23 protein-coding genes are annotated in these 22,160 nt (G+C 72.5%); 10 read left to right on the forward strand and 13 right to left on the reverse strand.

Annotation, left to right across the window (positions count from 1 at the left end; genetic code table 11):
• Window positions 1–23 precede the first annotated feature (23 nt).
• From IEX42_RS03925 to IEX42_RS03950, 6 genes are all read left to right on the forward strand, one after another.
• Window positions 24–998, forward strand: a complete 975-nt coding sequence (locus tag IEX42_RS03925; RefSeq protein WP_188778412.1) for a DUF979 domain-containing protein — start codon at window positions 24–26, stop codon at window positions 996–998.
• 11 nt (window positions 999–1,009) lie between these two features.
• Entirely contained in the window at window positions 1,010–1,978 is a 969-nt protein-coding gene (locus IEX42_RS03930; RefSeq protein WP_188778414.1) for a DUF2891 family protein, read from the forward strand.
• A complete protein-coding gene (locus tag IEX42_RS03935) occupies window positions 1,975–3,189 on the forward strand; it encodes a 4-alpha-glucanotransferase (RefSeq protein WP_188778416.1) in 1,215 nt (404 codons plus the stop codon). Before IEX42_RS03930 ends, IEX42_RS03935 begins: the two co-directional genes overlap by 4 nt.
• Before the next feature lie 175 nt (window positions 3,190–3,364).
• Window positions 3,365–4,462, forward strand: coding sequence for an ATP-dependent DNA ligase (locus IEX42_RS03940; protein WP_188778418.1), 1,098 nt, complete (start codon window positions 3,365–3,367; stop codon window positions 4,460–4,462).
• A gap of 10 nt (window positions 4,463–4,472) precedes the next feature.
• A complete protein-coding gene (locus tag IEX42_RS03945; RefSeq protein ID WP_229660575.1) occupies window positions 4,473–5,018 on the forward strand; it encodes a hypothetical protein in 546 nt (181 codons plus the stop codon).
• A 41-nt stretch (window positions 5,019–5,059) separates the two neighbouring features.
• Window positions 5,060–6,067: a DUF695 domain-containing protein gene (locus tag IEX42_RS03950; protein ID WP_188778420.1), complete on the forward strand. Its 1,008-nt coding sequence runs from the start codon at window positions 5,060–5,062 to the stop codon at window positions 6,065–6,067.
• Between the two features lie 27 nt (window positions 6,068–6,094).
• Here the strand turns inward: IEX42_RS03950 and IEX42_RS03955 are convergent, their stop codons facing one another.
• Window positions 6,095–6,649: a TetR/AcrR family transcriptional regulator gene (locus IEX42_RS03955; RefSeq protein WP_188778422.1), complete on the reverse strand. Its 555-nt coding sequence runs from the start codon at window positions 6,647–6,649 to the stop codon at window positions 6,095–6,097.
• Between the two features lie 114 nt (window positions 6,650–6,763).
• Between IEX42_RS03955 and IEX42_RS03960 the strand changes: the two genes are divergently transcribed.
• Both IEX42_RS03960 and IEX42_RS03965 read left to right on the forward strand, forming a co-directional pair.
• Window positions 6,764–6,964 carry a hypothetical protein gene (locus IEX42_RS03960; protein ID WP_188778424.1) on the forward strand — a complete coding sequence of 67 codons (201 nt, stop codon included), beginning with the start codon at window positions 6,764–6,766 and terminating at the stop codon, window positions 6,962–6,964.
• A complete protein-coding gene (locus IEX42_RS03965; protein WP_188778426.1) occupies window positions 6,961–8,388 on the forward strand; it encodes an MFS transporter in 1,428 nt (475 codons plus the stop codon). The genes IEX42_RS03960 and IEX42_RS03965 overlap by 4 nt, the downstream gene beginning before the upstream one ends.
• Window positions 8,389–8,461: 73 nt before the next feature.
• On the opposite strand, the gene IEX42_RS03970 is transcribed toward IEX42_RS03965, so the two are convergent.
• Entirely contained in the window at window positions 8,462–9,538 is a 1,077-nt protein-coding gene (locus IEX42_RS03970) for a DNA polymerase domain-containing protein (protein ID WP_188778428.1), read from the reverse strand.
• A gap of 90 nt (window positions 9,539–9,628) precedes the next feature.
• The gene (locus IEX42_RS03975) at window positions 9,629–10,108 is read right to left on the reverse strand and encodes a hypothetical protein (RefSeq protein WP_188778429.1); all 480 of its coding nucleotides are present in this window, start codon (window positions 10,106–10,108) and stop codon (window positions 9,629–9,631) included.
• A 92-nt stretch (window positions 10,109–10,200) separates the two neighbouring features.
• On the opposite strand from IEX42_RS03975, the gene IEX42_RS03980 reads away from it, so the two are divergent.
• Window positions 10,201–11,478 carry a GNAT family N-acetyltransferase gene (locus IEX42_RS03980; protein WP_188778431.1) on the forward strand — a complete coding sequence of 426 codons (1,278 nt, stop codon included), beginning with the start codon at window positions 10,201–10,203 and terminating at the stop codon, window positions 11,476–11,478.
• A 7-nt stretch (window positions 11,479–11,485) separates the two neighbouring features.
• On the opposite strand, the gene IEX42_RS03985 is transcribed toward IEX42_RS03980, so the two are convergent.
• From IEX42_RS03985 to curA, 6 genes are all read right to left on the reverse strand, one after another.
• Entirely contained in the window at window positions 11,486–11,920 is a 435-nt protein-coding gene (locus IEX42_RS03985) for a hypothetical protein (protein ID WP_188778432.1), read from the reverse strand.
• A gap of 11 nt (window positions 11,921–11,931) precedes the next feature.
• Window positions 11,932–13,149, reverse strand: a complete 1,218-nt coding sequence (locus IEX42_RS03990) for a fatty acid desaturase family protein (RefSeq protein ID WP_188778434.1) — start codon at window positions 13,147–13,149, stop codon at window positions 11,932–11,934.
• A gap of 70 nt (window positions 13,150–13,219) precedes the next feature.
• Entirely contained in the window at window positions 13,220–14,317 is a 1,098-nt protein-coding gene (locus IEX42_RS03995; protein ID WP_188780886.1) for a ferredoxin reductase, read from the reverse strand.
• Window positions 14,318–14,470: 153 nt separating this feature from the next.
• A complete protein-coding gene (gene glpK, locus IEX42_RS04000) occupies window positions 14,471–15,985 on the reverse strand; it encodes a glycerol kinase GlpK (protein WP_188778436.1) in 1,515 nt (504 codons plus the stop codon).
• A 42-nt stretch (window positions 15,986–16,027) separates the two neighbouring features.
• On the reverse strand, window positions 16,028–16,837 hold the full coding sequence (locus tag IEX42_RS04005; protein WP_229660576.1) for an MIP/aquaporin family protein: 810 nt from the start codon (window positions 16,835–16,837) through the stop codon (window positions 16,028–16,030).
• Window positions 16,838–16,951: 114 nt separating this feature from the next.
• Window positions 16,952–17,974: an NADPH-dependent curcumin/dihydrocurcumin reductase gene (gene curA / locus IEX42_RS04010; RefSeq protein WP_188778437.1), complete on the reverse strand. Its 1,023-nt coding sequence runs from the start codon at window positions 17,972–17,974 to the stop codon at window positions 16,952–16,954.
• A 61-nt stretch (window positions 17,975–18,035) separates the two neighbouring features.
• Here curA and msrB point away from each other — a divergent pair, with 61 nt between their 5' ends.
• Window positions 18,036–18,458 (forward strand): peptide-methionine (R)-S-oxide reductase MsrB, encoded by a 423-nt coding sequence (msrB, locus tag IEX42_RS04015; protein WP_188778439.1) that lies wholly within the window; start codon window positions 18,036–18,038, stop codon window positions 18,456–18,458.
• Between the two features lie 24 nt (window positions 18,459–18,482).
• Here the strand turns inward: msrB and IEX42_RS04020 are convergent, their stop codons facing one another.
• Genes IEX42_RS04020 through hemE form a run of 4 tightly spaced genes read right to left on the reverse strand, consistent with a single transcriptional unit; the run spans window position 18,483 to window position 22,127 of the window.
• Window positions 18,483–18,947 carry an NUDIX hydrolase gene (locus IEX42_RS04020; RefSeq protein WP_188778441.1) on the reverse strand — a complete coding sequence of 155 codons (465 nt, stop codon included), beginning with the start codon at window positions 18,945–18,947 and terminating at the stop codon, window positions 18,483–18,485.
• Window positions 18,944–19,642: a hydrogen peroxide-dependent heme synthase gene (gene hemQ, locus IEX42_RS04025; RefSeq protein WP_188778443.1), complete on the reverse strand. Its 699-nt coding sequence runs from the start codon at window positions 19,640–19,642 to the stop codon at window positions 18,944–18,946. Before hemQ ends, IEX42_RS04020 begins: the two co-directional genes overlap by 4 nt.
• Window positions 19,639–21,057: a protoporphyrinogen oxidase gene (hemG, locus tag IEX42_RS04030; protein WP_188778444.1), complete on the reverse strand. Its 1,419-nt coding sequence runs from the start codon at window positions 21,055–21,057 to the stop codon at window positions 19,639–19,641. The genes hemQ and hemG overlap by 4 nt, the downstream gene beginning before the upstream one ends.
• Window positions 21,054–22,127 carry a uroporphyrinogen decarboxylase gene (hemE, locus tag IEX42_RS04035; RefSeq protein ID WP_229660577.1) on the reverse strand — a complete coding sequence of 358 codons (1,074 nt, stop codon included), beginning with the start codon at window positions 22,125–22,127 and terminating at the stop codon, window positions 21,054–21,056. The genes hemG and hemE overlap by 4 nt, the downstream gene beginning before the upstream one ends.
• Between the last annotated feature and the right edge of the window lie 33 nt (window positions 22,128–22,160).

Raw genomic sequence — 22,160 nt, forward strand, 5'->3', positions numbered from 1 at the left:
ACCGCCGACCTGGGGGCGGGCCGATGATCACCGCGGAGTTCGTCTACTGGCTGGTGGCCGCGTTCTTCGCCGCCGTCGCCGTCGTCCGGCTCACCGACGCAGGCGACCCGAAGCGGTACGGCAGCGCCGCGTTCTGGGCGCTGCTGGCCTTCGCCTTCGTCTACGGGACGTACGTCGCCGCCGGCACCGCCAGCGCCTTCGTCGAGGGGCTCGCGGTGCTGGCCGTGGTCGTGCTCGTCGCGCTCGGCTTCCCGAGCCGCGGGAGCGACACCACGACCGACGACGAGGCCCGCGAGAGCCTCGCGCGGCGCTACGGCAACCGGCTCTTCGTCCCGGCGCTGGTGATCCCGCTGGTCGCCGTGATCTTCGGGTCCGCCCTCAAGCTGGTCGACGTCGGCGGGCAGCCGCTGCTGGCGGAGGGCTCGGAGACCGTGATCGGGCTCGGTGTCGCCGCGGTGGTGGCCCTGGGCGTCGGCATGGCGATGTTCCGGGTGCCGAACCCGGTCACGCCGCTGCGCGAGGGCAGCCGGTTGCTGGGGCAGATCGGGTGGGCGGCGGTCCTGCCGCAGTTCCTCGCCACGCTCGGCCTGCTGTTCACCACGGCCGGTGTCGGCACCGCCGTCGGGCGGATCACCGACGCGGTCCTGCCCGACCACGTGCTGCTGCTCAGCGTGGTCGTCTACTGCCTGGGTATGGCGGTGTTCACGATCATCATGGGCAACGCGTTCGCCGCGTTCCCCGTGATGACGGCCGCGGTCGGCTGGCCGGTCCTCGTGCAGGCGTACGACGGCAACCCCGCGGCCGTCTTCGCGATCGGCATGCTGGCGGGGTTCTGCGGCACGCTGGTCACGCCGATGGCCGCGAACTTCAACCTCGTCCCGGCGGCGCTGCTCGAGCTCAAGGACACCTACGGCCCGATCAAGGCGCAGCTGCCCTCGGCGGCGCTGCTGTGGGTGGCCAACGTCGTGATCATGTACGCCTTCGCCTTCCCCCACTGAGGAGCCCGTCGATGACCGACACCCGCGAGCAGACCTGGGCACGCACCGTGCACACGGTGCTCACCACGCCCTACCCGTACGCGACCCAGCACGTCTCGCTGTCCGCCGACGACGTCGACGTCACGCCGTCGCGGCTGCACCCCGCGTTCCACGGCAGCTTCGACTGGCACTCGTCGGTGCACATGGTCTGGTCGGGCCTCACGCTGCTGGCCGAGGGCGTCGAGGACCCTGCCCTGGAGGCGCTGCTCGAGGAGCGCCTGACGGCGTCGCACGTGGCGGCGGAGGCGGCGTACCTGCGGCAGCGACCGAGCTTCGAGCGCCCCTACGGCTGGGCGTGGGCCGCACGGCTGACCGCGACCTGCGCCGTCACCGGCCGGTGGGCCGACGAGACCGCACCCCTGCTCGACGCGGTCGCGGACCTCGCCCGCGCCTGGCTGCCCACGCTGGGCACGCCGAACCGGTCCGGCGAGCACGCGAACCTCGCGTTCGCGCTCACGCTGCTGCACTCCTCCGCGCTGGACGTCGGGCGGGCTGACCTGGCCGACCTGGTCGAGGTGACCGCGCACCGGCTCTACGTCGACGACCGCGACGCGCCGGTGGCGTACGAGCCCGGCCCGTCGGACTTCCTCTCCCCGTCGCTGACCGAGGCCGCGCTGGTGCACCGCGTGCTGGACGTCGAGGACTGGCTGGGACGGTTCCTCCCCAGGCTGGGCCTGCCGGACGACCCCCTGCTCACCGTGCCGCAGGTGAGCGACCCGACCGACGGCAAGGGTGCCCACCTGATCGGGCTGGCGCTGAGCCGATCCTGGCAGCTGCGCACGCTGGCGGACGTACTCCCCGACGAGCGGAGCGCACGCGTCCTCGCCGCCGCCGACGAGCAGGAGGCGAGCGCGCTGGCCGCCGTCGACGAGGGCGACTTCATGGCGACGCACTGGCTGGTGTCGTTCGCGCTGCTCGCTGCTGGCGGGCTGGCGCGGTGAGCTCCCCTCGTCGCAGCGGCGTCCAGCTCCACGTCACCTCCTTGCCCGAGGGGCGGCTCGGTGACTCCGCTCGGGCGTTCGTGGACTGGCTGGCGGCGGCCGGCCAGTCGGTGTGGCAACTGCTCCCACTCTCGGTGCCCGACGAGGCCGGGTCGCCGTACAAGTCGCCCTCGGCCTTCGCCTGCTCCCCTGCTCTGCTCGAGCACCCGGACGCTCCGGTCACCGACGAGGAGGTGGCCGCCTTCGCCGAGCGCGAGGGCTACTGGCTGGACTCCTGGACGTCGTACGGCGGTGACGTCCGCGCCCAGGTCCGCTTCGACCGCGAGTGGGGCGCGCTGCGCGACTACGCCGCCGAGCGGGGCGTACGCCTGATGGGCGACGTCCCGATCTACGTCGCGCCCGACGGGGCGGACGAGCGGGCGTGGCCGGCGATCTTCGACACCTCGGCCGTCGCCGGCGTGCCGCCGGACGCGTACGCCGAGACCGGGCAGCTGTGGGGCAACCCGCTCTACCGCTGGGACGTGCTGGAGGCGCAGGACTACCGCTGGTGGGTCGAGCGGCTGCGCCGGACGTTCGCGCTGTTCGACCTGGTCCGGCTGGACCACTTCCGGGGGTTCGCCGCGTACTGGGCGGTGCCGGCGGACGAGGAGACCGCGATGAACGGGACCTGGGAGCCCGGACCGGGACGCGCGCTCTTCGACGCCGCGACGACGGAGCTCGGTCCCTTGCCCGTCCTCGCCGAGGACCTCGGCGACATCGACCAGCCGGTGCTCGACCTGCGCGACGCGCTGGGCTACCCGGGGATGGCGGTGCTGCAGTTCGGCTTCGAGCCGGGAGCCGCGAAGGACCCCGGGGACAGCCCGCACGAGGTGGCCAACCTCGTCGAGCACCAGGTCGTCTACACCGCGACCCACGACAACGACACCACGGTCGGGTGGTGGGCGGACCTGCCGAGGAAGCGGCGCCGCACGGCGCGGCGACTGGGTGTGGACCCGGACGATCCCGCGTGGAGCCTTGTCGAGCTGGCCTGGCGCAGCCCCGCCGAGCTGGCGATGACCCAGGCGCAGGACCTGCTGCGCCTCGGCAGCGAGGCGCGGATGAACACCCCCGGTGTCGAGGGCGGCTGGCGCTGGCGGATGCAGCCCGGTGCGCTCACCGAAAGGCTCGCCACCGAGCTGCGCGCCCTCACCGAGGAGACCGGCCGCGCGTAGCCGGTCGTACACGGCGGGCGGGTCGTGGTCTCGACGTCCTCCTTCGCTGGCTCTCAGTCGGGCTCGACCACCCCGGAGGCGGTCGAGCAGGAGCGCCAGCGCGATGCCCTGAGCCTGTCTCAGGGCATCGCGTCGAAACCACCACCGCGCCACGCCCCGGACCTAGGCTCGGGCCATGGATCTGCCCGTCATGCCGCCGGTCAAACCGATGCTGGCCAAGCCGAGCCCGGGGATCCCCGATCCCGCGACGCACGACGGCGGACTGCTCTTCGAGCCGAAGTGGGACGGCTTCCGCTGCCTGGTCTTCCGCGACGGCGACGAGGTGGAGCTGGCCTCGCGCAACACCAAGCCGCTGACCCGCTACTTCCCCGAGGTCGTCGAGGCCGTCAAGGACCAGCTGCCGGAGCGCTGCGTGCTCGACGGCGAGATCCTCGTGGCGCGCGACGGCCGCCTGGAGTTCGAGGTGCTGCAGGAGCGGATCCACCCGGCGGCCTCGCGGGTCGAGATGCTCTCCCGGGAGACGCCCGCGTCGTACGTCGCCTTCGACCTGCTCGCCCTCGGCGACACCTCGTACGTCGACCGCCCGCTCGCCGAGCGCCGCGCCGCCCTCGAGGAGGCGCTGGCGGGGCTGGACGGCCCGTGCCACCTGACTCGCGTCACCACCGACCCCGAGGAGGCGCAGACCTGGTTCGAGCAGTTCGAGGGCGCCGGGCTGGACGGCGTGGTCGCCAAGCCGCTGGCCTCGACGTACCAGCCCAACGCCCGCGCGATGCTCAAGGTCAAGCACAAGCGCACGGCGGACGTCGTGGTGGCCGGCTACCGGCTGCACAAGACCTCCACGCCCGAGCGCCCGCTCCTCGGCTCCCTGCTCCTCGGCCTGTACGACGATGCGGGCTCGCTGCAGCACATCGGGGTCTCGGCCAGCTTCACGGAGGCACGGCGAGCCGAGCTGGTCGAGGAGCTGCACCCGCTGGAGTGCCCGATCTCCGAGCACCCGTGGGGTGCGTGGCAGGAGTTCCTGACCGCCAACCCCGACCGGGTGCCCGGGACGCAGAGCCGCTGGAGCGCGGGCAAGGACCTCTCGTTCACCGCGCTGCGCCCCGAGCGTGTGCTGGAGGTCGGCTACGACCACATGGAGGGCCGTCGCTTCCGGCACACCGCGCAGTTCAAGCGCTGGCGGCCCGACCGCGACCCGGAGTCGTGCGGGTACGACCAGCTCGAGGAGCCGGTGTCGTACGACCTGGGCGCGGTGCTCGGCGGGGGCCGGGGATAGGTTCGGTCCCGTGAGCACCTACGACGTCGTCCTGCTGATCGAGACCGGGCTCTCCGAGCTCGACGTGCGCCAGGTCCGCAGCCTGCACACCGAGCTGCCCGACCCCGTCGCGTATCACGTCCTGCTCCCCGTCGACGACGCCGCCGCGCGCGTGGAGGGCGCGGTCGGCGCCCTCGGGTCGCCGGCGGAGCCGGTGACGCCGAGCGCGGTCTACCGCCCCGAGGACGTCGCCGACCTCCAGCAGGGCGTCGAGGCCGAGGCGCGCCGGGTGCTGGACGAGACCGTCGCCGCGCTGAGGGGCGCCGACGGGGTCACCGCGGACGGCGACCTGGTGACCGTCGACCCGATCGACGCTCTGGCGACGAAGGCCAACGAGGTCGAGGCGGCCGAGGTCATCGTGCTCACCTCGCCGCACGTGGTGAAGGAGTTCTTCCACGTCGACTGGGCCTCGCGCGCCGAGCGTCGCCTCGACGTGCCCGTCCTGCACCTGCTCGAGCGGGAGACCTTCGACCAGCAGGCCGAGCGCTACGGCGACGAGGGCGTCACCGGCTACTGATGGGCATCTTCCGCTCGCGCCCGAGAGGAACCGGGCGGCCCGTGCCGGGCGACCCGGACGACTTCTGGGCGTGGTGGAGCGAGCGCGGGCGTGCCCTGGTCACCACCGCCGTCGGTGGGGAGCAGCCCGGCCAGGCGTTCGACGCGCTCACCACCGCGGTCCACGCCCTCCACCCCGGACTCGCGTGGGAGGTGGGTCCGGGTGAGCTCTCGGCGTACGTCCTCGCCCTCTCCCCCGAAGGCGACCCCGAGCTGCGCGCCCCGGCGCGCCGGTGGCTCCTGGCCGCGCCGGAGCCGGACCCGACCTGGTCGTTCACCGATCACCGGCCGCCCGACCCCACCCCGGGCTCGGGGACGCTGAGCATCGACGGCGGACCCGAGCTCGATCTCGGCGACGTGCTGGTCAGCGCTCGTTCCTCGGGAAGCCGGTTCGACGTCGCGGTCTTCCACCCCGCCTTCACCGGCCTCGACGAGACCGTCCGCGAACGAGTGACCTACCTCGTGCTCGACGGTGCCCTCGGCGAGAACGACGTCGAGCTGTGGCTCGGCACGATCGAGGCGACCGACGTGCGGCCGCCGGACGGCTTCGGACTCGCGGCGCTGCGGGCCGCCGTCGACGACCGGCGCTCGGCACACGTGGACGCCGACGGCCGCCCGACGTGGACGCTGCTGCGCGGCGAGACCGCCGACGGACCACTGATCGCCTCGGCCCAGACGCCGCTGCACCCCCTCACGGCAGCACAGCTGACGCGCTACGCCGCCGTCACCCTCCCGTACCGCGAGCGCTCGCCGGACGGCTTCCCGACCGGGGCGTCGCTGGACTCCCTGCGCGAGATCGAGGACGGGCTGACCGAGGCCCTCGGCACCTCGGGCGCCGTCGTCGCGCACCAGTCCTGCGCGGGCACGAGGCTCGTGCACCTCTACCTCGACGACGCGACGAAGGCTCTCGAGGTCGTACGACGCACGGCGTCGACGTGGGGCGAGGGTCGAGCACGGGTGGAGAGCTCCCTGGACCCCGGCTGGGACCGGGTGCGGCACCTGCGCTCCTGACCGGGAGCTCCCGCCACCCAGTCGCCGTCAGCGGCTGGCGAGCAGCCCGTCCGCGACGACCTCGAGCATGGGGCGTACGACGCTGGCGGCCAGCTCGCCCTGGTCGGCCACGGTCGCCACTCCCCCGACGAGCCGACAGACCTCGAGCGGGTCGACGTCGGCCCGGAGCGCTCCGTCGGAGTCGAGGTCGGCCAGGAAGCGGGTCATCGCCGCGGAGAGCGCCTGGCACTTGGTGCGGATCGGGGACGCCTCGTCGCCCATCGCGCAGGTGAGCTTGGCCGGGCCGCCCTTGTGCAGGCTGATCAGGCTGACGTAGTCGGTGAACCAGCCGACGAGCACCTCACGGGGTGAGCCCTCGCGGGCCAGCGCCTTGCCGACGGTGTCGTCGACCCGGTCGACCCAGCTCTGCATGACCGCGTCGAGCAGGGTCTCGCGCGTCGGGAAGTGCCGGTAGAGCGTGCCCGCGCCGACCCCGGCCTGCTTCGCGACGAGGTCGAGAGAGGCGTCGTACCCGTGGTCCCGGAAGACTTCGCGCGCGGTCTCCACGATCTTGTCGCGGTTGCGCTGGGCGTCGGCACGCATGATCCACCTCACTCTTGCTAAACGGAGACTGTCTCCGGTACTGTTCTGGAGGAACCGGAGAACTCCTCCGGATCGAGAGTACCGCTCTCCTGTCGAGAAGAACAGGACCACGCCATGCCTGCCACCTCACTCCACCTCCCCGGCCCCGTCTCGCGCCGGAACGCCGTCGTCGAGGACCTCGCCGCGGCCCGCGCGCTGCGCAGCGAGCCGATCACCGTCATCCGCCGGACCCCCCACCCGCCCATGCGAGGCGACGACCGCCCCGCCCGTCGTCTCTCCCGCGCCGTGTCGAGCCTCGGGCAGGGTGCCCGATGAGCGGCTGGATCGACGCCCGGCGCGCCGGCATCGCCATCGCGCTCGTGCTCAGCGCCCAGCTGATGCTCGTGCTGGACACCACCGTCGTGAACGTCGCGCTGCCCCGGATCGCCACCGACCTGGGCTTCGGCCCGGCGTCGCTGTCCTGGGTGCTCAACGCGTACGCCCTCGCCTTCGGCGGCCTGCTCGTCCTCGGCGGACGCATCGGCGACGCCATCGGACGCCGCCGCGCCTTCACCGTCGGGCTGTGGATCTTCGTCGCCGCCTCCGCACTCGCGGCGATCGCCCAGACCCCCGCGGACCTGATCACGTTCCGTGCGCTCCAGGGGGTCGGCGCCGCGCTGGCCGCACCGAGCACGCTCGCCCTGCTCACCACGAGCGCCAGGGACGAGTCCGGACGGCTGCGTGCCCTGGCACTGTTCGGTGCCGTGTCCTCGGGCGGGCTCTCGCTCGGCCTGATCCTCGGCGGCGCGCTGACCGATCTCGGGTCGTGGCGCTGGACCATGGTCATCAACGTGCCGATCGGTCTCGCCGTGCTGGCCCTGGTCCGTCGCTTCGTCACCGAGACCGAGCCGCAGCGCGGTCGCTTCGACGTCGTCGGCGCGATCACGGCCACCGGCGGAGCGATCGCGGTCGTGTGGTCCCTGATCGGCGCACCCGAGCACGGCTGGACCTCGGCACGCACGATCGGCGGCCTCGTCGTCGGCGCGCTGCTGCTGGCTGGGCTCGTGCTCACCGAGCGCCGGGTCGCCCACCCCCTCGTCGAGCCGACCCTGCTCCGCGACCGCAACCGCGTCGGCGCCCTCGTGGCGATGGCGCTGGTCGTCGGTGGTCAGCTCTCGATGTTCTACCTCGTCGTCCAGCTGGTGCAGGGTTCGCTGGGCTTCGGGCCGATGGCGTCCGGACTGGCCTTCCTCCCGCTGTCGCTGACGGTGCTCGTCATGTCGCGCTTCTCACCGCGCGTGGTCGCCCGCTTCGGGGCGGCGCGGCCGCTGATGGTCGGCGCCGCCGGGCTGGTGACGTCGTACCTCTGGCTGGCGGAGGTCGGCACGACGAGCTCGTACGCGGTCGGGATCTTCGGGCCCATGCTGCTCATCGGTCTGTCCATGTCGCTGTGCTTCATGCCGATCACCTCCCTCGTGCTCGGCGGCGTCGCTCCCGAGCACGCCGGCTCCGCCTCCGGGCTGCTGCAGACCACGCAGCAGCTGGGCAGCGCGGTCGGGATCGCGGTGATCGCGTCGGTGTACGCCGCCGGCGCCGTCCCCGGCCAGGTCGTCCCGGGCATGCGGGGAGGGTTCACCGCGGCGGCCGTGTTCGCCGCGCTCACGCTGCTGACCGCGACCGCGTTGCACGTACGCGCGGTGCGGTCCGCGCGCACCGTCGAGGCGCCGGACGCTCCCGCGGAGGTCCTCGAGGCCGCCTGAGCCGAGCGGCTCCGAGCAGCGCAGCACGCCCCGGGCACCGCGCCCGGGGCGTGCTGTCGTCCCCAGGCCTCGCCTAGACGTCGAGGCGGTTCCCGGCCTCGTCCCAGTGCGCGGCGACCTTCTTCGACGGCTGGACCCGCGGAGGCTCGCCAGGCATCTTCGGGTAGTCCGGCGGGAAGTTCAGCTCGCCGCCGGGGAGCGTCTCCCACAGCTCCAGCAGCGGGTCGAGGGAGTACGCCACGTCCTCGATGCCCGCCCAGGGGTCACCGGCGGCGAGGCGTTCCGGGACGGTGAACAGGTTCAGCTCGCGCGGGTCCTCGAGGATCGCGAGATCGTCCCAGGTGAGCGGCGTGGAGACCGGCGCACCCGGCAGCGGGCGCAGCGAGTACGCCGACGCGATCGTGCGGTCGCGGTTGTTCTGGTTGTAGTCCACGAAGATCCTCGTCCCCCGCTCCTCCTTCCACCACGCGACGGTGACCTGGTCGTCGCGACGGGCCAGCTCGCGCCCGAACCCGATCGCCGCGTGCCGCAGGTCGGTGAACTCCCAGCGCGGCTCGATGCGGACGAACACGTGCACCCCCCGGTTGCCCGAGGTCTTGACGAAGCCGCGCATCCCCAGCTCCTCCAGCAGCTCGCGCGCGACCCCGGCCACCCGTACGGCGTCGGCGAACGACGTCCCCGGTTGCGGGTCGAGGTCGATGCGCAGCTCGTCGGGGTGGTCCACGTCGTCGTCGCGGACCGGCCAGGGGTGGAAGACCAGGGTGCCCATCTGCGCGCACCACACCGGCACCGCGATCTCGTGCGGACAGATCTCCTCGGCGGTCCGCCCGGAGGGGAACGTCACCCGCACCGTCTCCAGGTAGTCGGGCGCTCCCTTGGGGACCCGCTTCTGGTAGAACCCGTCGGCCCCCCTGTCCTGCGGGCCGACCGCCAGTCGCATCCCCTCGCGCACCCCGGAGGGCCACCGCTCGAGCGCCGTGGGGCGCCCGCGCAGCGCGCGCATCAGGCCCTCGCCGACCGAGGCGACGTAGTCGCACACCATCAGCTTGGTGACCTCTGGCGTGCGCTCGGTCGCCTCGTAGATCACCCGGTCGGGGCTGGACACCCGGACGAGCCGCTCACCGGCCTGCACCTCCGCGGCCTTCGCCATGCGAACAAGGCTAAGGCCGCGGACACCTCGCCGGGTCTCGACGCGCTCCCTGCGACAGGCTCAGGACACCGCGCCGGCGCTCGACCACCGTCAGGCGGGGATGGCCGGGTCCTGCTGGTCGGGTCCCGGCGACAGGTCGTCCTGACCGGGAGCGCACAGCCCGAGGGTGACCGCCTTCCAGCGCTGGAACTCCAGCGAGCTCGCGGATGCCTCCGGGTAGTCGTTGGCGGGCAGGGCGGCGTAGTAGCGCACCGCGCGCAGCAGCAGCCGCGCCTCGCGCGAGGAGTCCTTCCTGCGCGCCGCCTCCGCCAGCGGTACCGCCTCCTTGAACTCCACAACCGTGTCCTGCAGGTCGCCGGCGTTGAAGGCGTTGATGCCGGCCCGCACCTTGGCGCACACCGCGTCGCGGCCGCTGCCGGCCCCACCTGACGGGCGGTCCGACGGGCGCTCCGACGGTCGGGAGGACGGTGACGGCGTCGTCGAGCGCTCGGCGCCGGCGTCGCCACTGCCTGACGAGCACCCGGCGAGCAGCAGGGCGGCAGCGAGCAGCGGCGGGAGCAGGCGGGGCACCTGCTCGAGGTTACCCAGGATCCGAGGAGTCGTGTGCTGGAGCGGCTGCCAGAGCGACCGCTGCAGCACATGACGTGCGTTAGCGTGCGGCCGTGACCGAGGAGCAGCTGCGCTTCGAGACGCTCGACCCGCACACCGACGACGAGGAGTCGCAGGCGCTGCTGGCGGGGTACGCCGACTGCTTCGCCCAGGCCTTCTTCTCGGGCCGGATGAGTGAGAGCCAGCGCGCGGTCTGGCTCGACGGGTGCCGCGCCGACGACGCCCTGCTCCGCGCCGCGTACGACGACTCCGGCACGCTGCGCCCGGCTGGGGCGCCGGTGGCGACCTACTCCTCCTGGCGCGGGGAGATCAACGTCGGTGCGGGACGGACGCTGCCGCTGCACCTGGTCAGCGACGTCACCGTCGAGCCGACCCACCGCCGCCGCGGCCTCCTGCGACGACTGATGACCGAGGACCTGTCCGAGGCCGCCGCCCGCGGCCTGCCGCTGGCGGCGCTGACCGCCAGCGAGGCCACGATCTACGGTCGGTACGGCTTCGCCGCGGCCACCCGCGAACGCCGCGTGCAGGTCGACACCGGGCCCCGGTTCGCGCTGCGTCGACCGGGGGTCGCCGGGACGATCGAGGTGCTCGACCCGACGACCGCGTACGACGCGGTGCGCGCCGTCGACCAGGCGGTGCTCGCCCGTACGCGAGGCGCCGTGGCCAAGCCGAGCTTCTACGCCGCCGGGGACTCCGGCCGCCTCGACTGGGACACCGACGGTCCCGAGCGCCGCGCCCGGGTCGCGGTCCTCCTCGACGACGCGGGCTCCCCCAGCGGCTACGTCCGCTTCGTCCCGAAGGACCTCGACGACCGGCCGGGCGGGATGGCCCACGTCCAGCAGCTGGCGGCGACCGACGACGCGGGCTACCTGCAGCTGTGGGAGTTCGTCGCGCGCCTCGACCTCGTCCACCACGCCACCGCGACGATCCGGGTCGACGACCTGCTCGACGTCGCGCTGGCGGACCACCGCGTGGTGCGCACCGAGCGGGTCAGGGACCAGCTGTGGCTGCGCGTGCTCGACCCGGTCGCGGCGCTCGGCGCACGACCCTGGCGCGAGGACGGCGAGGTCGTGCTCGACGTCGAGGACCGACTGGACCTGGCCGCGGGCCGCCTCCGCGTGTGCACGCGGTCGGGTACGGCCACGGTGACGCCCGTGGCCGACGAGCCGGACGTCCGTCTCGACGTCGAGACGCTGGCGGCGGTCTACCTCGGCGACCGCACCGTCACCGAGCTCGCCGCGGCCGGTCGGATCACCGGTCCCGCGGTCGAACGGTTCGCCGCGATGGCCGACCACGCCGGCCCTGCGCCGTGGAACACCACGGACTTCTAGCGGCGGCTCAGAGCGGAACGGTCTCCAGCACGGAGTTCGGCCGGAACGTCGGACGCCGGTCCAGCTCACCGGGCTGGGGCCGGTCGTGGTCGAACCCGCCGGTCGTCACCATCACCCACGAGGCCGTGGCGTCGTCCTGTCCGAGCACGCCGTACGGGGCGTCCCCGGTCGTCGCGACCAGAGCCCGACCGCACTCCACGTGCACCGGCGGGAAGTGGAACGCCTCGCGGTTGGCCTCCGCGAGCGGGCCGACGAACGCGACGGGTCGCCCGAGGGAGTCCCCGCAGACCCCGCAGATGCGTGAGAGCGCGCACTGGGTGACGCGCTTCTTGTTCAGCAGCCGCACCGAGGCGCGGCCGTCGTCGTACTCGCAGACGAACGGCACCGGGGCCCCGTTCTCGGGGTCCCGGGGCCGCTCGTCGATGCCCGTGGTGCCGATCAAGGAGCTGCTCCTCAGGCGGTCGCGCGGGCCGAGTAGCTGCCCGTCTCGAGCCGGCGCGAACCGAGCTGTGCGTCGGTCTTGCGGCCGCGCGGGACCTCCTGCTCGACGACCTCGCGGTCGTAGGAGCGGTTGGACTCCGTGAACCGGTTGGGCAGCGAGAGCTTCATGATCGTCCGCAGCGCTTGGCCGTACTGCTTGTGCAGCGGCCCGATCGTGTACGGCAGCTCGTACTTCGCGCACAGCTCCTTGACCCGCACCGAGATCTCGGCGTAGCGGTTCGAGGGCAGGTCCGGGTAGAGGTGGTGCTCGATCTGGTAGCCGAGGTTGCCGCTCATGATGTGCAGCAGCGGGCCGCCCTCGAAGTTGGCCGAGCCGAGCATCTGGCGCAGGTACCACTCGGCGCGCGACTCGTTCTCCACCTCCTCCTCGGTGAAGTGCAGCGCCCCGTCAGGGAAGTGGCCGCAGAAGATGATGACGTACGCCCACAGGTTGCGCATGACGTTGGCGTAGGCGTTGCCCGCCGCCGTGGTGGCGAAGGCGGGGCCGCTGAGCAGCGGGAAGAAGAGGTAGTCCTTCGCGGCCTGGCGACGTCCCTTGCGCCAGATCTGCTTGAGCTGCTTCTTCATGACCTTCGGGTCCTTCTCCATCTTGCGGATGGCCTCGATGTCGAGGTCGTGAAGGGCCACACCCCACTGGAACAGCGCCGCGAGCATGGCGTTGTAGACCGGCTGCCCGAGGTTGAAGGGGTTCCACTTCTGCTCGCGCGCCATCCGCAGGATGCCGTAGCCGATGTCGTTGTCGTAGCCGAGCACGTTGGTGAACTGGTGGTGCACGTAGTTGTGCGAGTGCTTCCACTGCTCGGCGGGCTGGGCGGTGTCCCACTCCCAGTTGCTGGAGTGGACCTCGGGGTCGTTCATCCAGTCCCACTGGCCGTGCATGACGTTGTGGCCGATCTCCATGTTCTCGAGGATCTTGGCCAGCCCGAGCATCGTCCCGCCCAGGATCGTGCCGGGGACGCGGGTCCTCCGGTTCCACGCCGAGGCCACCATCGTGGCGCGCCCCGCGGCCGCGAGCCGGCGCTGGATCTTGATCATGGTGTAGATGTACGCCGCGTCGTGGTCGCTGCGGCTCTCCTCCACCTGCGCACGGAGCTCGTCGAGCTCGCGCCCGAGCTGCTCGACCTCCTCGTCGGTGAGGTGGGTGTACTCCTGCACGTCGGCGATCGCCATGGTGTGCCCTTTCCTTGGTTCCTCGGTCTCGTCGCGCTCGCAGAGCTCGCTGCTCGACCAGCGGGTCGGTTCAGATGTTGAGCGTGCAGTCCCCCACGGGGACGGTCACGCAGGTCTGGATGTTCTCGTTCGGCTGGTCGAACTCGTCGCCGTTGCGCAGGTCGCGGACCGTGCCGTCGATCATGGTCACGGTGCAGGTGTGGCAGATGCCGGTACGGCAGCCGTACGGCATGCCGATGCCCGCCTCCTCCCCGGCCTCGAGCACCGTGGTGGCGCCGTCGACCTCGGCGGTCTTGCCGGAGTTCTGGAACGTGATCGTGCCGCCCTCGCCACCGTCCCCGGTGAGGTTGAGCGAGAACCGCTCGAGGTGCAGCCGGTCCTCGAGGCCGGCCTGCTGCCAGAACTCCTCGGTGGCGTCGAGCATCGGGCCGGGGCCGCAGGCCCAGACCTCCCGCTCGCGCCAGTCACCGCACAGGTCGTCGAGGTGCTTGTCGAGCTCGAGCATCCCGTCGTCGTCGGTGGCGCGTGGATGCAGCGTCAACCCGTCGTTCTTGGCCGCCAGCTCCTCGATCTCCTCGCGGAAGATCATCCGGTCGTGGGTGGTCGAGGAGTACGACAGCACGACGTCGGGCATGGTGCCGCGCCGGTCCATCGTCCGCAGCATGGCCATCACCGGGGTGATGCCCGAGCCGCCGACGAGGAACAGCAGCTTGGCGGGCGGCGGGTCGGGCAGCACGAAGTCACCCGACGGCAGCCCCAGACGGATGATCGTACCCGGCGGCACACCGTTGACGAGGTGGTCGGAGAGGAACCCCTCGGGCATCGCGCGCACGGTGATCGACACGGTGCGCCCCGACCGCTCCGGCGCGCTGCTCAGCGAGTACGAGCGCCAGTGGAACTTGCCCTCGACCTGGATCCCGATGCCGATGTACTGCCCCGGCGCGTGGTCGAAGCTCCAGCCCCAGCCGGGGCGGATCACCACGGTCGCCGCGTCGTCGGTCTCGGGCTTGACCTCGACGATCTCGCCCCTCACCTCCCGTGCCGTCCAGCGCGGGTTGAGCATCGCGAGGTAGTCGTCGGGCAGCAATGGGGTGGTCAGCTGCCGACCGGCGAAACGGACCCCCTCCCAGAGCTTGTCCTTGGGCAGACGCGAGGTGACCCGGTCCATCAACGCCACGTCGACCTCCTGGGAGCACACTCGGCACTTGGGTTACCGGGCAGTAAACACCTGTCCCCCGCCGACGACAACACGTTCCGGCGAGGAGGGCCCGAGAGGGTGGACGCCGTTCCCGGTTGGACTGCGACCGGCACTCCGGTGGGCTCAGACCTCGACCCAGTCCAGGGTCCGCTCGATGGCCTTGCGCCACCCGGCGTACCCCGCCTCGCGGGCCGCGTCGTCGGTCTGCGGCTCCCACCGCTTGTCCTCGGCCCAGTTCGCCACCAGCTCGTCGGTGCCGGACCAGAAGCCGACCGCGAGGCCGGCGGCGTACGCCGCTCCGAGCGCGGTCGTCTCGGCCACGACCGGCTTGCTCACCGAGACGCCGAGGACGTCGGCCTGGATCTGCATGCACAGCTCGTTGGCGGTGATGCCGCCGTCGACGCGCAGCGCCTCGAGCTCCAGCCCGGCGTCGGCGACCATCGCGTCGACGACGTCCTTGGACTGGTAGCAGACCGCCTCCAGGGCAGCCCGCGCGATGTGCGCGATCGTGTTGTAGCGCGAGAGACCCACGACGGCGCCCCGCGCGTCGGGACGCCAGTACGGCGCGAACAGCCCGGAGAACGCCGGGACGAAGTAGACCCCGCCGTTGTCGTCGACCGAGGCCGCGAGGGTCTCGGACTCCGCGGCGGCCTTGATCACGCCGAGCTGGTCGCGCAGCCACTGGATCGCCGACCCGGTGACCGCGATCGATCCCTCCAGCGCGTACACCGCCGGCTGGTCGCCGAGCTTGTAGCCCAGCGTGGTGAGCAGGCCGTTCTCCGAGCGGACGATCTCGGTGCCGGTGTTGAGGACGAGGAAGTTGCCGGTCCCGTAGGTGTTCTTGCACAGCCCGGGCTCGAAGCACGCCTGCCCGAACAGCGCCGCGTGCTGGTCGCCGAGGTCGCCGGCCACCGGCACCGCACCGCCGAGCGGGCCGTCCGCGACGGTCTCGCCGTACACCTCGGAGGAGGAGCGGATCTCCGGCAGCATCGAGCGGGGGACGTCGAAGAGGGCGAGGAGCTCGTCGTCCCAGTCGAGGGTCTCCAGGTCCATCAGCATCGTGCGGCTGGCGTTGGTGACGTCGGTGACGTGCAGGCCGCCGTCGGTCCCCCCGGTGAGGTTCCAGATCAGCCACGCGTCGGTGTTGCCGAAGATGGCGTGCCCGGCCTCGGCGTCCTCGCGGACGCCGTCGACGTTCTCGAGGATCCACTTGAGCTTGCCGCCGGAGAAGTACGCCGCGGGCGGCAGCCCGGCGCGGTGCTTGATCAGCTCGTCGTGGCCGGCGTCGGTCAGCGCCTTGGCGATCTTGTCGGTGCGGGTGTCCTGCCAGACGATCGCGTGGCAGTACGGCTTGCCCGTGCGCTTGTCCCAGACCACCGTCGTCTCGCGCTGGTTGGTGATCCCGATGGCGGCCAGGTCGTCGGCACCCAGACCGGCCTTGTCCAGGGCTCCCTTCAGCACCTCCTGGGTGCGCTGCCAGATCTCCTCCGCGTCGTGCTCGACCCAGCCCGCCTTCGGCAGGATCTGCTCGTGCTCGAGCTGGTGACGGGCCACCTCGGCGCCGTCGTGGTCGAAGATCATGAAGCGGGTGCTGGTGGTGCCCTGGTCGATGGCGCCGACGTACGTCTTCTCGGCCATGTGTGGCTCCTCGGGTTGCTCGAGTCGTGGTGGGCGGGTGGATCAGGGGGTGCGCCCGACCGGCTCGGCGACGGTGACGTCCTCCGGGTCCGAGGGCAGGTGGATCTCGATGAGGTACTTGAACACTGCGCCACCGACCAGCCCGCCGACGAGCGGCGCGACGATCGGCAGCCAGAAGTAGAGGGTGTCACCGCCGGCGACGTTCAACGCGTTGCCGTAGCCCGTCATCAGCGAGGCCAGGCGCGGGCCCAGGTCGCGGGCCGGGTTGATCGCGTAGCCGGCGTTGGTGCCCCAGGCCATGCCGATGGCGACGACGAGGAAGCCGACGAACAGCGGCCCGATGTTGGCCATCGGCGGGTTGTTCGTGGCCGTCGTCAGCGCCAGGATCACCGCGACGAGGATCGCGGTGCCGACCACCTGGTCGGCGAAGGCGGTGAGGATCGAGACGCCGGGCCCGGGCGAGGTCGAGAAGATCCCCTGCGTGTCACCGGTGTGGCTCGGGTCGACGTTGGCGATCTGGTCGGCGTACACGAACCGCACGATGATCGCGGCGACGAACGCGCCGAGCAGCTGCGCCAAGCAGTACGGCGCGACCCGCCGCCACTCGAAGCCGCGGAAGACCGCCAGCGCGAGCGTCACCGCCGGGTTGAGGTGCGCGCCGCTGAGCCGAGCCGAGATGTAGATGCCGAACGTGACCCCGAATCCCCACGCCCAGGCGATGGAGTCGTGGTCGCCGCCGACCTGCGCGTCACCGCCGGTCACCACCTGCGCGACGACGCCGCAGCCGAAGAGGATCAGGACCATCGTCCCGAGGAACTCCGCGGACAGGTCTCCCCACTTGCTACCGGTCACAGCCGGCCTCCTCCCCCACGGGCGACGCTGCCCGTACCGGTAGAGGACCGTAACCCACGTCACGCCACGGCGGCGAGAGGACCCTCGGGCAGGAGCCCCTCACCGCCGTCGGCCTCAGGACACCTTGACCAGCAGCTTGCCCGTGTTGGCGCCGCGCAGCATCCCGGCGAAGGCCTCGGGCGCGTTCTCGAGGCCCTCGACGACGTCCTCGCGGTAGCGCACCTTGCCCTGCGCGACCCACTGGCCCATCTCGGCGAGGAAGTCCGCGTAGTGGTCCTTGACGAACTCGGTCTGGATGAACCCGCGCACGGTCAGGCTCTTGGTGAGGATCTGACCGAGGAAGCCGGGCAGCGTGTCGGGTCCCTCCGGGGCGGCGGTGGCGTTGTAGTTCGCCACCAGCCCGCAGACGGGAACCCGGGCGTACAGGTTGAGGTGGCGTCGTACGGCGTCGAGCACCGGACCGGCCACGTTCTCGAAGTAGACGTCGATGCCGTCGGGCACGGCTGAGGCCAGCTGCTCGCGGAAGTCGTCGGCCCGGTGGTCCAGGCCGACGTCGAAGCCCATCTCCTCGGTCAGCGCGCGGGCCTTGTCCGGCCCACCGGCGATCCCGACGGCGCGTGCGCCCTTCAGCTTGGCGATCTGGCCGACCGCGGAGCCCACCGGTCCCATCGCCGCGGCCACCACGACGGTCTCGCCCGGCTGCGGCCGACCGATCTGGAGCAGGCCGGCGTACGCCGTGAAGCCGGGCATCCCGAGCACGCCGAGCGCGGTGGATGCCGGGTTGGCGCCGGTGTCGAGCTTGCGCACGGCCCTGCCGGGCTCGACGGCGTGGGTCTGCCAGCCGGAGTACGACAGCACCTGGTCGCCCTCTGCGAGGTCCGGGTGCCGGCTCGCCAGGACCGTGCCGACCGTGCCACCCATCACCACGTCGCCGACGGCGAGCGGCTCGGCGTACGACTCGGCCTCGGAGAGGCGACCGCGCATGTACGGGTCGAGCGAGAGGTGGTCGATCTGCAGCAGGACCTCTCCGTCTGCCGGCTCGGGGAGGTCTACGGTCGTGGTCTCGAAGGTGTCGGCGGTCGGCTCCCCGACGGGGCGCTCGCGCAGACGGATCTGGGTGGAGGTGGTCGTGCTCATGACCTCACTGTGGCAGCGGCTGGTCAGGAATGTGACCGGGGGTCGGGTGGTTGACCCCGACATGACCACCGAGCAGAACGAGCAGTCCTACGCCGTGTCCAAGTCCGACGCCGAGTGGCGCGAGCAGCTCACCCCGGAGGAGTACGACGTCCTCCGCAAGGCGGGCACGGAGCGGGCCTTCGTCGGCGAGTACACCGACACCGAGACCGAGGGCGTCTACTCCTGCAAGGCCTGCGGCGCCGAGCTGTTCCGCTCCGAGACCAAGTTCCACTCCGGCTGCGGCTGGCCGTCGTTCTACGCGCCGGAGGACGCCGCGGTGATCGAGCGCGAGGACAACTCCCTCGGCATGAAGCGCGTCGAGGTGCTCTGCCAGAGCTGCGGCTCGCACCTCGGCCACGTCTTCCCGGACGGGTTCGGCACCCCCACCGGCCAGCGCTACTGCATCAACTCGGTCTCGATGACGCTGAAGCCCACCGAGAAGTAGGGCAATCGACGGGCGAGGCGCGCCTCAGCGGGCTTGGCGCCAGAGCGCGATCGCCTCGTCGACCTGCCCGGTGCGCGGCAGGTCCGCGACCTCGTCGAGGGTGAACCAGCGGGCCTCGTCGGTGGTCCCGTCGACCTCGGCGGCCAGTGCGCCGCCGACGATCGAGACGGCGTAGAAGACGCGGACCGCCTTCATCGGCCGGTCGGTGTCGCGCATGCGCCGTGCGGCGGAGAACGTCGCGGTGCCGATACCGAGCAGACGGTCCACGACAACCACGTAGCCGGTCTCCTCGCGGACCTCCCTGACCACGCCCTCCTCGACCGACTCGGCCAGCTCGACCCCACCGCCCGGCAGGGTCCAGCGCGGCCGGTCGGGCTCGTTCCACAGCGCGAGCAGCACCTGTCGGTCCTCGCCCTCGCCGCGGCTGACGATCGCGTACGCCGCGAGCCGGGTGTCGTACTCGGTGTAGTCGGGCAGCGCGGCGCTCACGGCAGCACGGCCAGCAGGTCCGCGGGCGCGATCCGGCGCCCGGTGTAGAAGGGCACCTCCTCGCGCACGTGGCGCCGCGCCTCGGAGCCGCGCAGGTGCCGCATCAGGTCGACGATGCGGTAGAGCTCGTCGGCCTCGAAGGCGAGGATCCACTCGTAGTCGCCCAGGGCGAACGAGGCGACCGTGTTGGCCCGCACGTCCTTGTAGTCGCGCGCCATCATCCCGTGCTCGGCGAGCATGGCGCGACGCTGCTCGTCCTCGAGGAGGTACCACTCGTACGAGCGCACGAACGGGTAGACGCAGATGTGCGCCTTCGGCTCCTCGTCGGCGAGGAAGGCCGGCACGTGCGACTTGTTGAACTCGGCCGGACGGTGCAGGGCGACCTGGGACCAGACCGGCTCGAGGCGGCGGCCGAAGGTCGTGCGCCGCAGGCCGTGGTACGCCTCCTGCAGCTGCTCGGAGGTCTCGGCGTGCCACCACACCATGACGTCGGCGTCGGCGCGCAGGCCGGAGACGTCGTACAGACCGCGCACCACCACGCCCTCGGCGTCGAGTCCGTCGAGGAACCCGGTCAGCTCGGCGGTCTCGGCTGCCCGGTCGGCGTCCCCGACCAGGTCCCGCAGCCGGAACACCGACCACATCGCGTAGCGGATGTCCTCGTTGATCTCCCGTGCCCGACGTCCTGCCTCACTCATGGCGCCATTGTGTCGCGCGCCTGCAGCGCGGCCAGCACCGCCTCGGCGGCGGCCTCCGCGGACCCGATGACCGCCGGCACGCCGACACCGTCGTACGACGCCCCGCACACGGCCAGCGCGGGGACGCGCGCCACGGCGCGGCGGATCCGGGCGACGCGGTCGAGGTGCCCGACGGCGTACTGCGGCAGGCCGCCGCCCCAGCGCTGCACGTGCGAGTCGACCGGCTGCGAGGCCAGGCCGACGGCGGCGGCGAGGTCGGCGCGCGCGAGGGCGACCAGCTCCTCGTCGGTGCGCTGCAGGACCTGCTCCTCGCGGTGGCGCCCCATCGAGCAGCGCAGCACGAGGACCCCGGCACCGGCCTCGCGCACCCAGGCCCACTTGGCGAACGAGAACGTGGCGCCCTTGACCGCCCTTCCCTCGACCGGCGGCACCAGGAACCCCGAGCCGGCGGCGACGCCGTCCGACACCTCGTCCGCACGGAAGGCGAGGGTGACCACGGCCATCGACGCGGTCTCGATGCCCGTGAGCTCGGCCGCGGCCAGGGGTACGGGACCGTCGAGCAGCCGCGCCGCAGGGGCGGCCGGGAGCGCGAGCACGACGGCGTCGACGTCGAGCACCTCGGGCTCGGGCACCGGACCGGCGACCAGGCGCCACCCTGCCGGCCTCCGCTCCAGCCCACGCACGGTGACGCCGGTCCGTACGCGTGCCCCGCTCGCCGCCAGGACCGCCCCGGGCAACCGCCCCACGCCGCCGACGAGACCTGCGAAGACCGGCGGACCGGGTGCGGCGCCGGGCGCCGGCATCGCCGCCGCGACGGCCTGGCCGAGGGTGCGGGTGCCGTCCAGCTTCGCGACCAGCCCGGCGACGGCGGCGCGGGCGGAGAGGCGGTGGGCGTGGCCGGCGTACACCCCGCCGAGCATCGGCTCGACCAGCCGCTGCACGACCTCCTCCCCCATCCGGTCGGCGACCAGGTCGCCGACGCTGACATCGCCCTCGAGCACGACGGGCGGAGCGGTCGCGTCCTCGCGGGCGCGGGCCAGTCCCTCCTCGGAGAGCAGCCCGGCCAGCACCTCGACGTCGGGCGGCACACCCATCAGGCTGCGCGGGAGGGGCGCCAGCGTGCCGCGCGACCACAGCCGGGCCGAGACGGGCTCGGGGTGCACCACGTCCTCGGCGAGCCCCACCTCCTGCGCGAGCGAGACGGCCTCCGGCCGCCGGGCGAGGAAGGCCTCCGCCCCGGTGTCGGTGCTCACGCCGGCGACCTCGGCGGTCGCGAGCTTGCCGCCGGTCCGCAATGCCGCCTCGAGGACCACGACGTCGGCGTCCGGCCGCTCGGCGGTGACCCGGTGCGCCACCGCTGCGCCCGCGATCCCGCCGCCGACGACGGCGACGCGCGGTCGCGGGGCCGCCGTCACGACTCCGGCGTCCAGGCGTGCACGAAGTCCGTCAGGCGCGCCAGCTGGTCGGGGTCGGTGTCGGGCAGCACGCCGTGGCCGAGGTTGAAGACGTGCCCGGGCGCCGTCCGTCCCGCCCGCAGCACCTCGGCCGCCTTGGCCGTCATGACCTCCGTCGGCGCGAACACCAGCGCGGGGTCGAGGTTGCCCTGCACCGCCCGGCCGCCGACGCGACGTACGCCGTCGGCGAGCGGGACCCGCCAGTCGACGCCGACGACGTCGGCACCGGCCTCGCCCATCAGGCCGAGCAGCTCGCCGGTTCCCACACCGAAGTGCGTGCGGGGCACGCCGAGCGCACCGACGCGGTCGAGCACCTGCGCGGAGTACGGCATCACGAGCGTCGCGTAGTCGGTCGGGTCGAGGTAGCCCGCCCAGGAGTCGAACAGCTGCACGGCGCTCGCGCCGGCACCGACCTGCACCTCGAGGTACGTCGCCGCCTGGTCGGCGATCTTGCGCATCAGCGCGTCCCAGACCTCGGGCACGCCGTGCATGAGCGCCTTGGTGCGTGCGTGCTCCTTCGAGGGGCCGCCCTCGACGAGGTACGACGCCACCGTGAACGGTGCCCCGGCGAACCCGATCAGCGGGGTCGCCCCCAGCTCGGCCACCAGCGTGCGTACGGACTCGGCGACGAAGTCGACGTGCCCGGGCTCGAGGTCGGGGATCGCCTCGACGTCGGCGAGCGTACGCACCGGCCGCTCCACGACGGGTCCGACGCCGGGCCTGATGTCGACGTCGAGCCCGACCGCCTTGAGCGGGAGCACGATGTCGGAGAAGAAGATCGCCGCGTCGACCCCGTAGCGCCGCACCGGCTGCAGGGTGATCTCCACGACCAGCTCCGGGCGCATGCACGACTCGAGCATCGTGGTCCCCTCGCGCAGCGCGCGGTACTCGGGCAGCGAGCGACCCGCCTGCCGCATGAACCAGACCGGCGGGTGCGGGACCTCCTCGCCGCGCGTGGCGAGGAGGTACGACGACTGCGCCAGGCCGGGGTGCGGGGCAGGAGGGGCAGGCGTCCCGGGGGTGGTCGTCACCGCTCAATACTCGCAGGTCACGGCGGCGCGTCG

Origin of the sequence: Marmoricola endophyticus (genome assembly GCF_014644415.1) — a bacterium.
Taxonomy (GTDB): Bacteria; Actinomycetota; Actinomycetes; order Propionibacteriales; family Nocardioidaceae; genus Marmoricola; species Marmoricola endophyticus.

Bases quoted from the DNA above. Each gene is read 5' to 3' on its own strand.
- IEX42_RS03925 (WP_188778412.1), top strand. From the start codon at position 24: ATGATCACCGCGGAGTTCGTCTACTGGCTGGTGGCCGCGTTCTTCGCC.
- IEX42_RS03930 (WP_188778414.1), top strand. From the start codon at position 1,010: ATGACCGACACCCGCGAGCAGACCTGGGCACGCACCGTGCACACGGTG.
- IEX42_RS03940 (WP_188778418.1), top strand. From the start codon at position 3,365: ATGGATCTGCCCGTCATGCCGCCGGTCAAACCGATGCTGGCCAAGCCG.
- IEX42_RS03955 (WP_188778422.1), bottom strand. From the start codon at position 6,649: ATGCGTGCCGACGCCCAGCGCAACCGCGACAAGATCGTGGAGACCGCG.
- IEX42_RS03960 (WP_188778424.1), top strand. From the start codon at position 6,764: ATGCCTGCCACCTCACTCCACCTCCCCGGCCCCGTCTCGCGCCGGAAC.
- IEX42_RS03965 (WP_188778426.1), top strand. From the start codon at position 6,961: ATGAGCGGCTGGATCGACGCCCGGCGCGCCGGCATCGCCATCGCGCTC.
- IEX42_RS03970 (WP_188778428.1), bottom strand. From the start codon at position 9,538: ATGGCGAAGGCCGCGGAGGTGCAGGCCGGTGAGCGGCTCGTCCGGGTG.
- IEX42_RS03990 (WP_188778434.1), bottom strand. From the start codon at position 13,149: ATGGCGATCGCCGACGTGCAGGAGTACACCCACCTCACCGACGAGGAG.
- IEX42_RS03995 (WP_188780886.1), bottom strand. From the start codon at position 14,317: ATGGACCGGGTCACCTCGCGTCTGCCCAAGGACAAGCTCTGGGAGGGG.
- glpK (WP_188778436.1), bottom strand. From the start codon at position 15,985: ATGGCCGAGAAGACGTACGTCGGCGCCATCGACCAGGGCACCACCAGC.
- curA (WP_188778437.1), bottom strand. From the start codon at position 17,974: ATGAGCACGACCACCTCCACCCAGATCCGTCTGCGCGAGCGCCCCGTC.
- msrB (WP_188778439.1), top strand. From the start codon at position 18,036: ATGACCACCGAGCAGAACGAGCAGTCCTACGCCGTGTCCAAGTCCGAC.
- hemQ (WP_188778443.1), bottom strand. From the start codon at position 19,642: ATGAGTGAGGCAGGACGTCGGGCACGGGAGATCAACGAGGACATCCGC.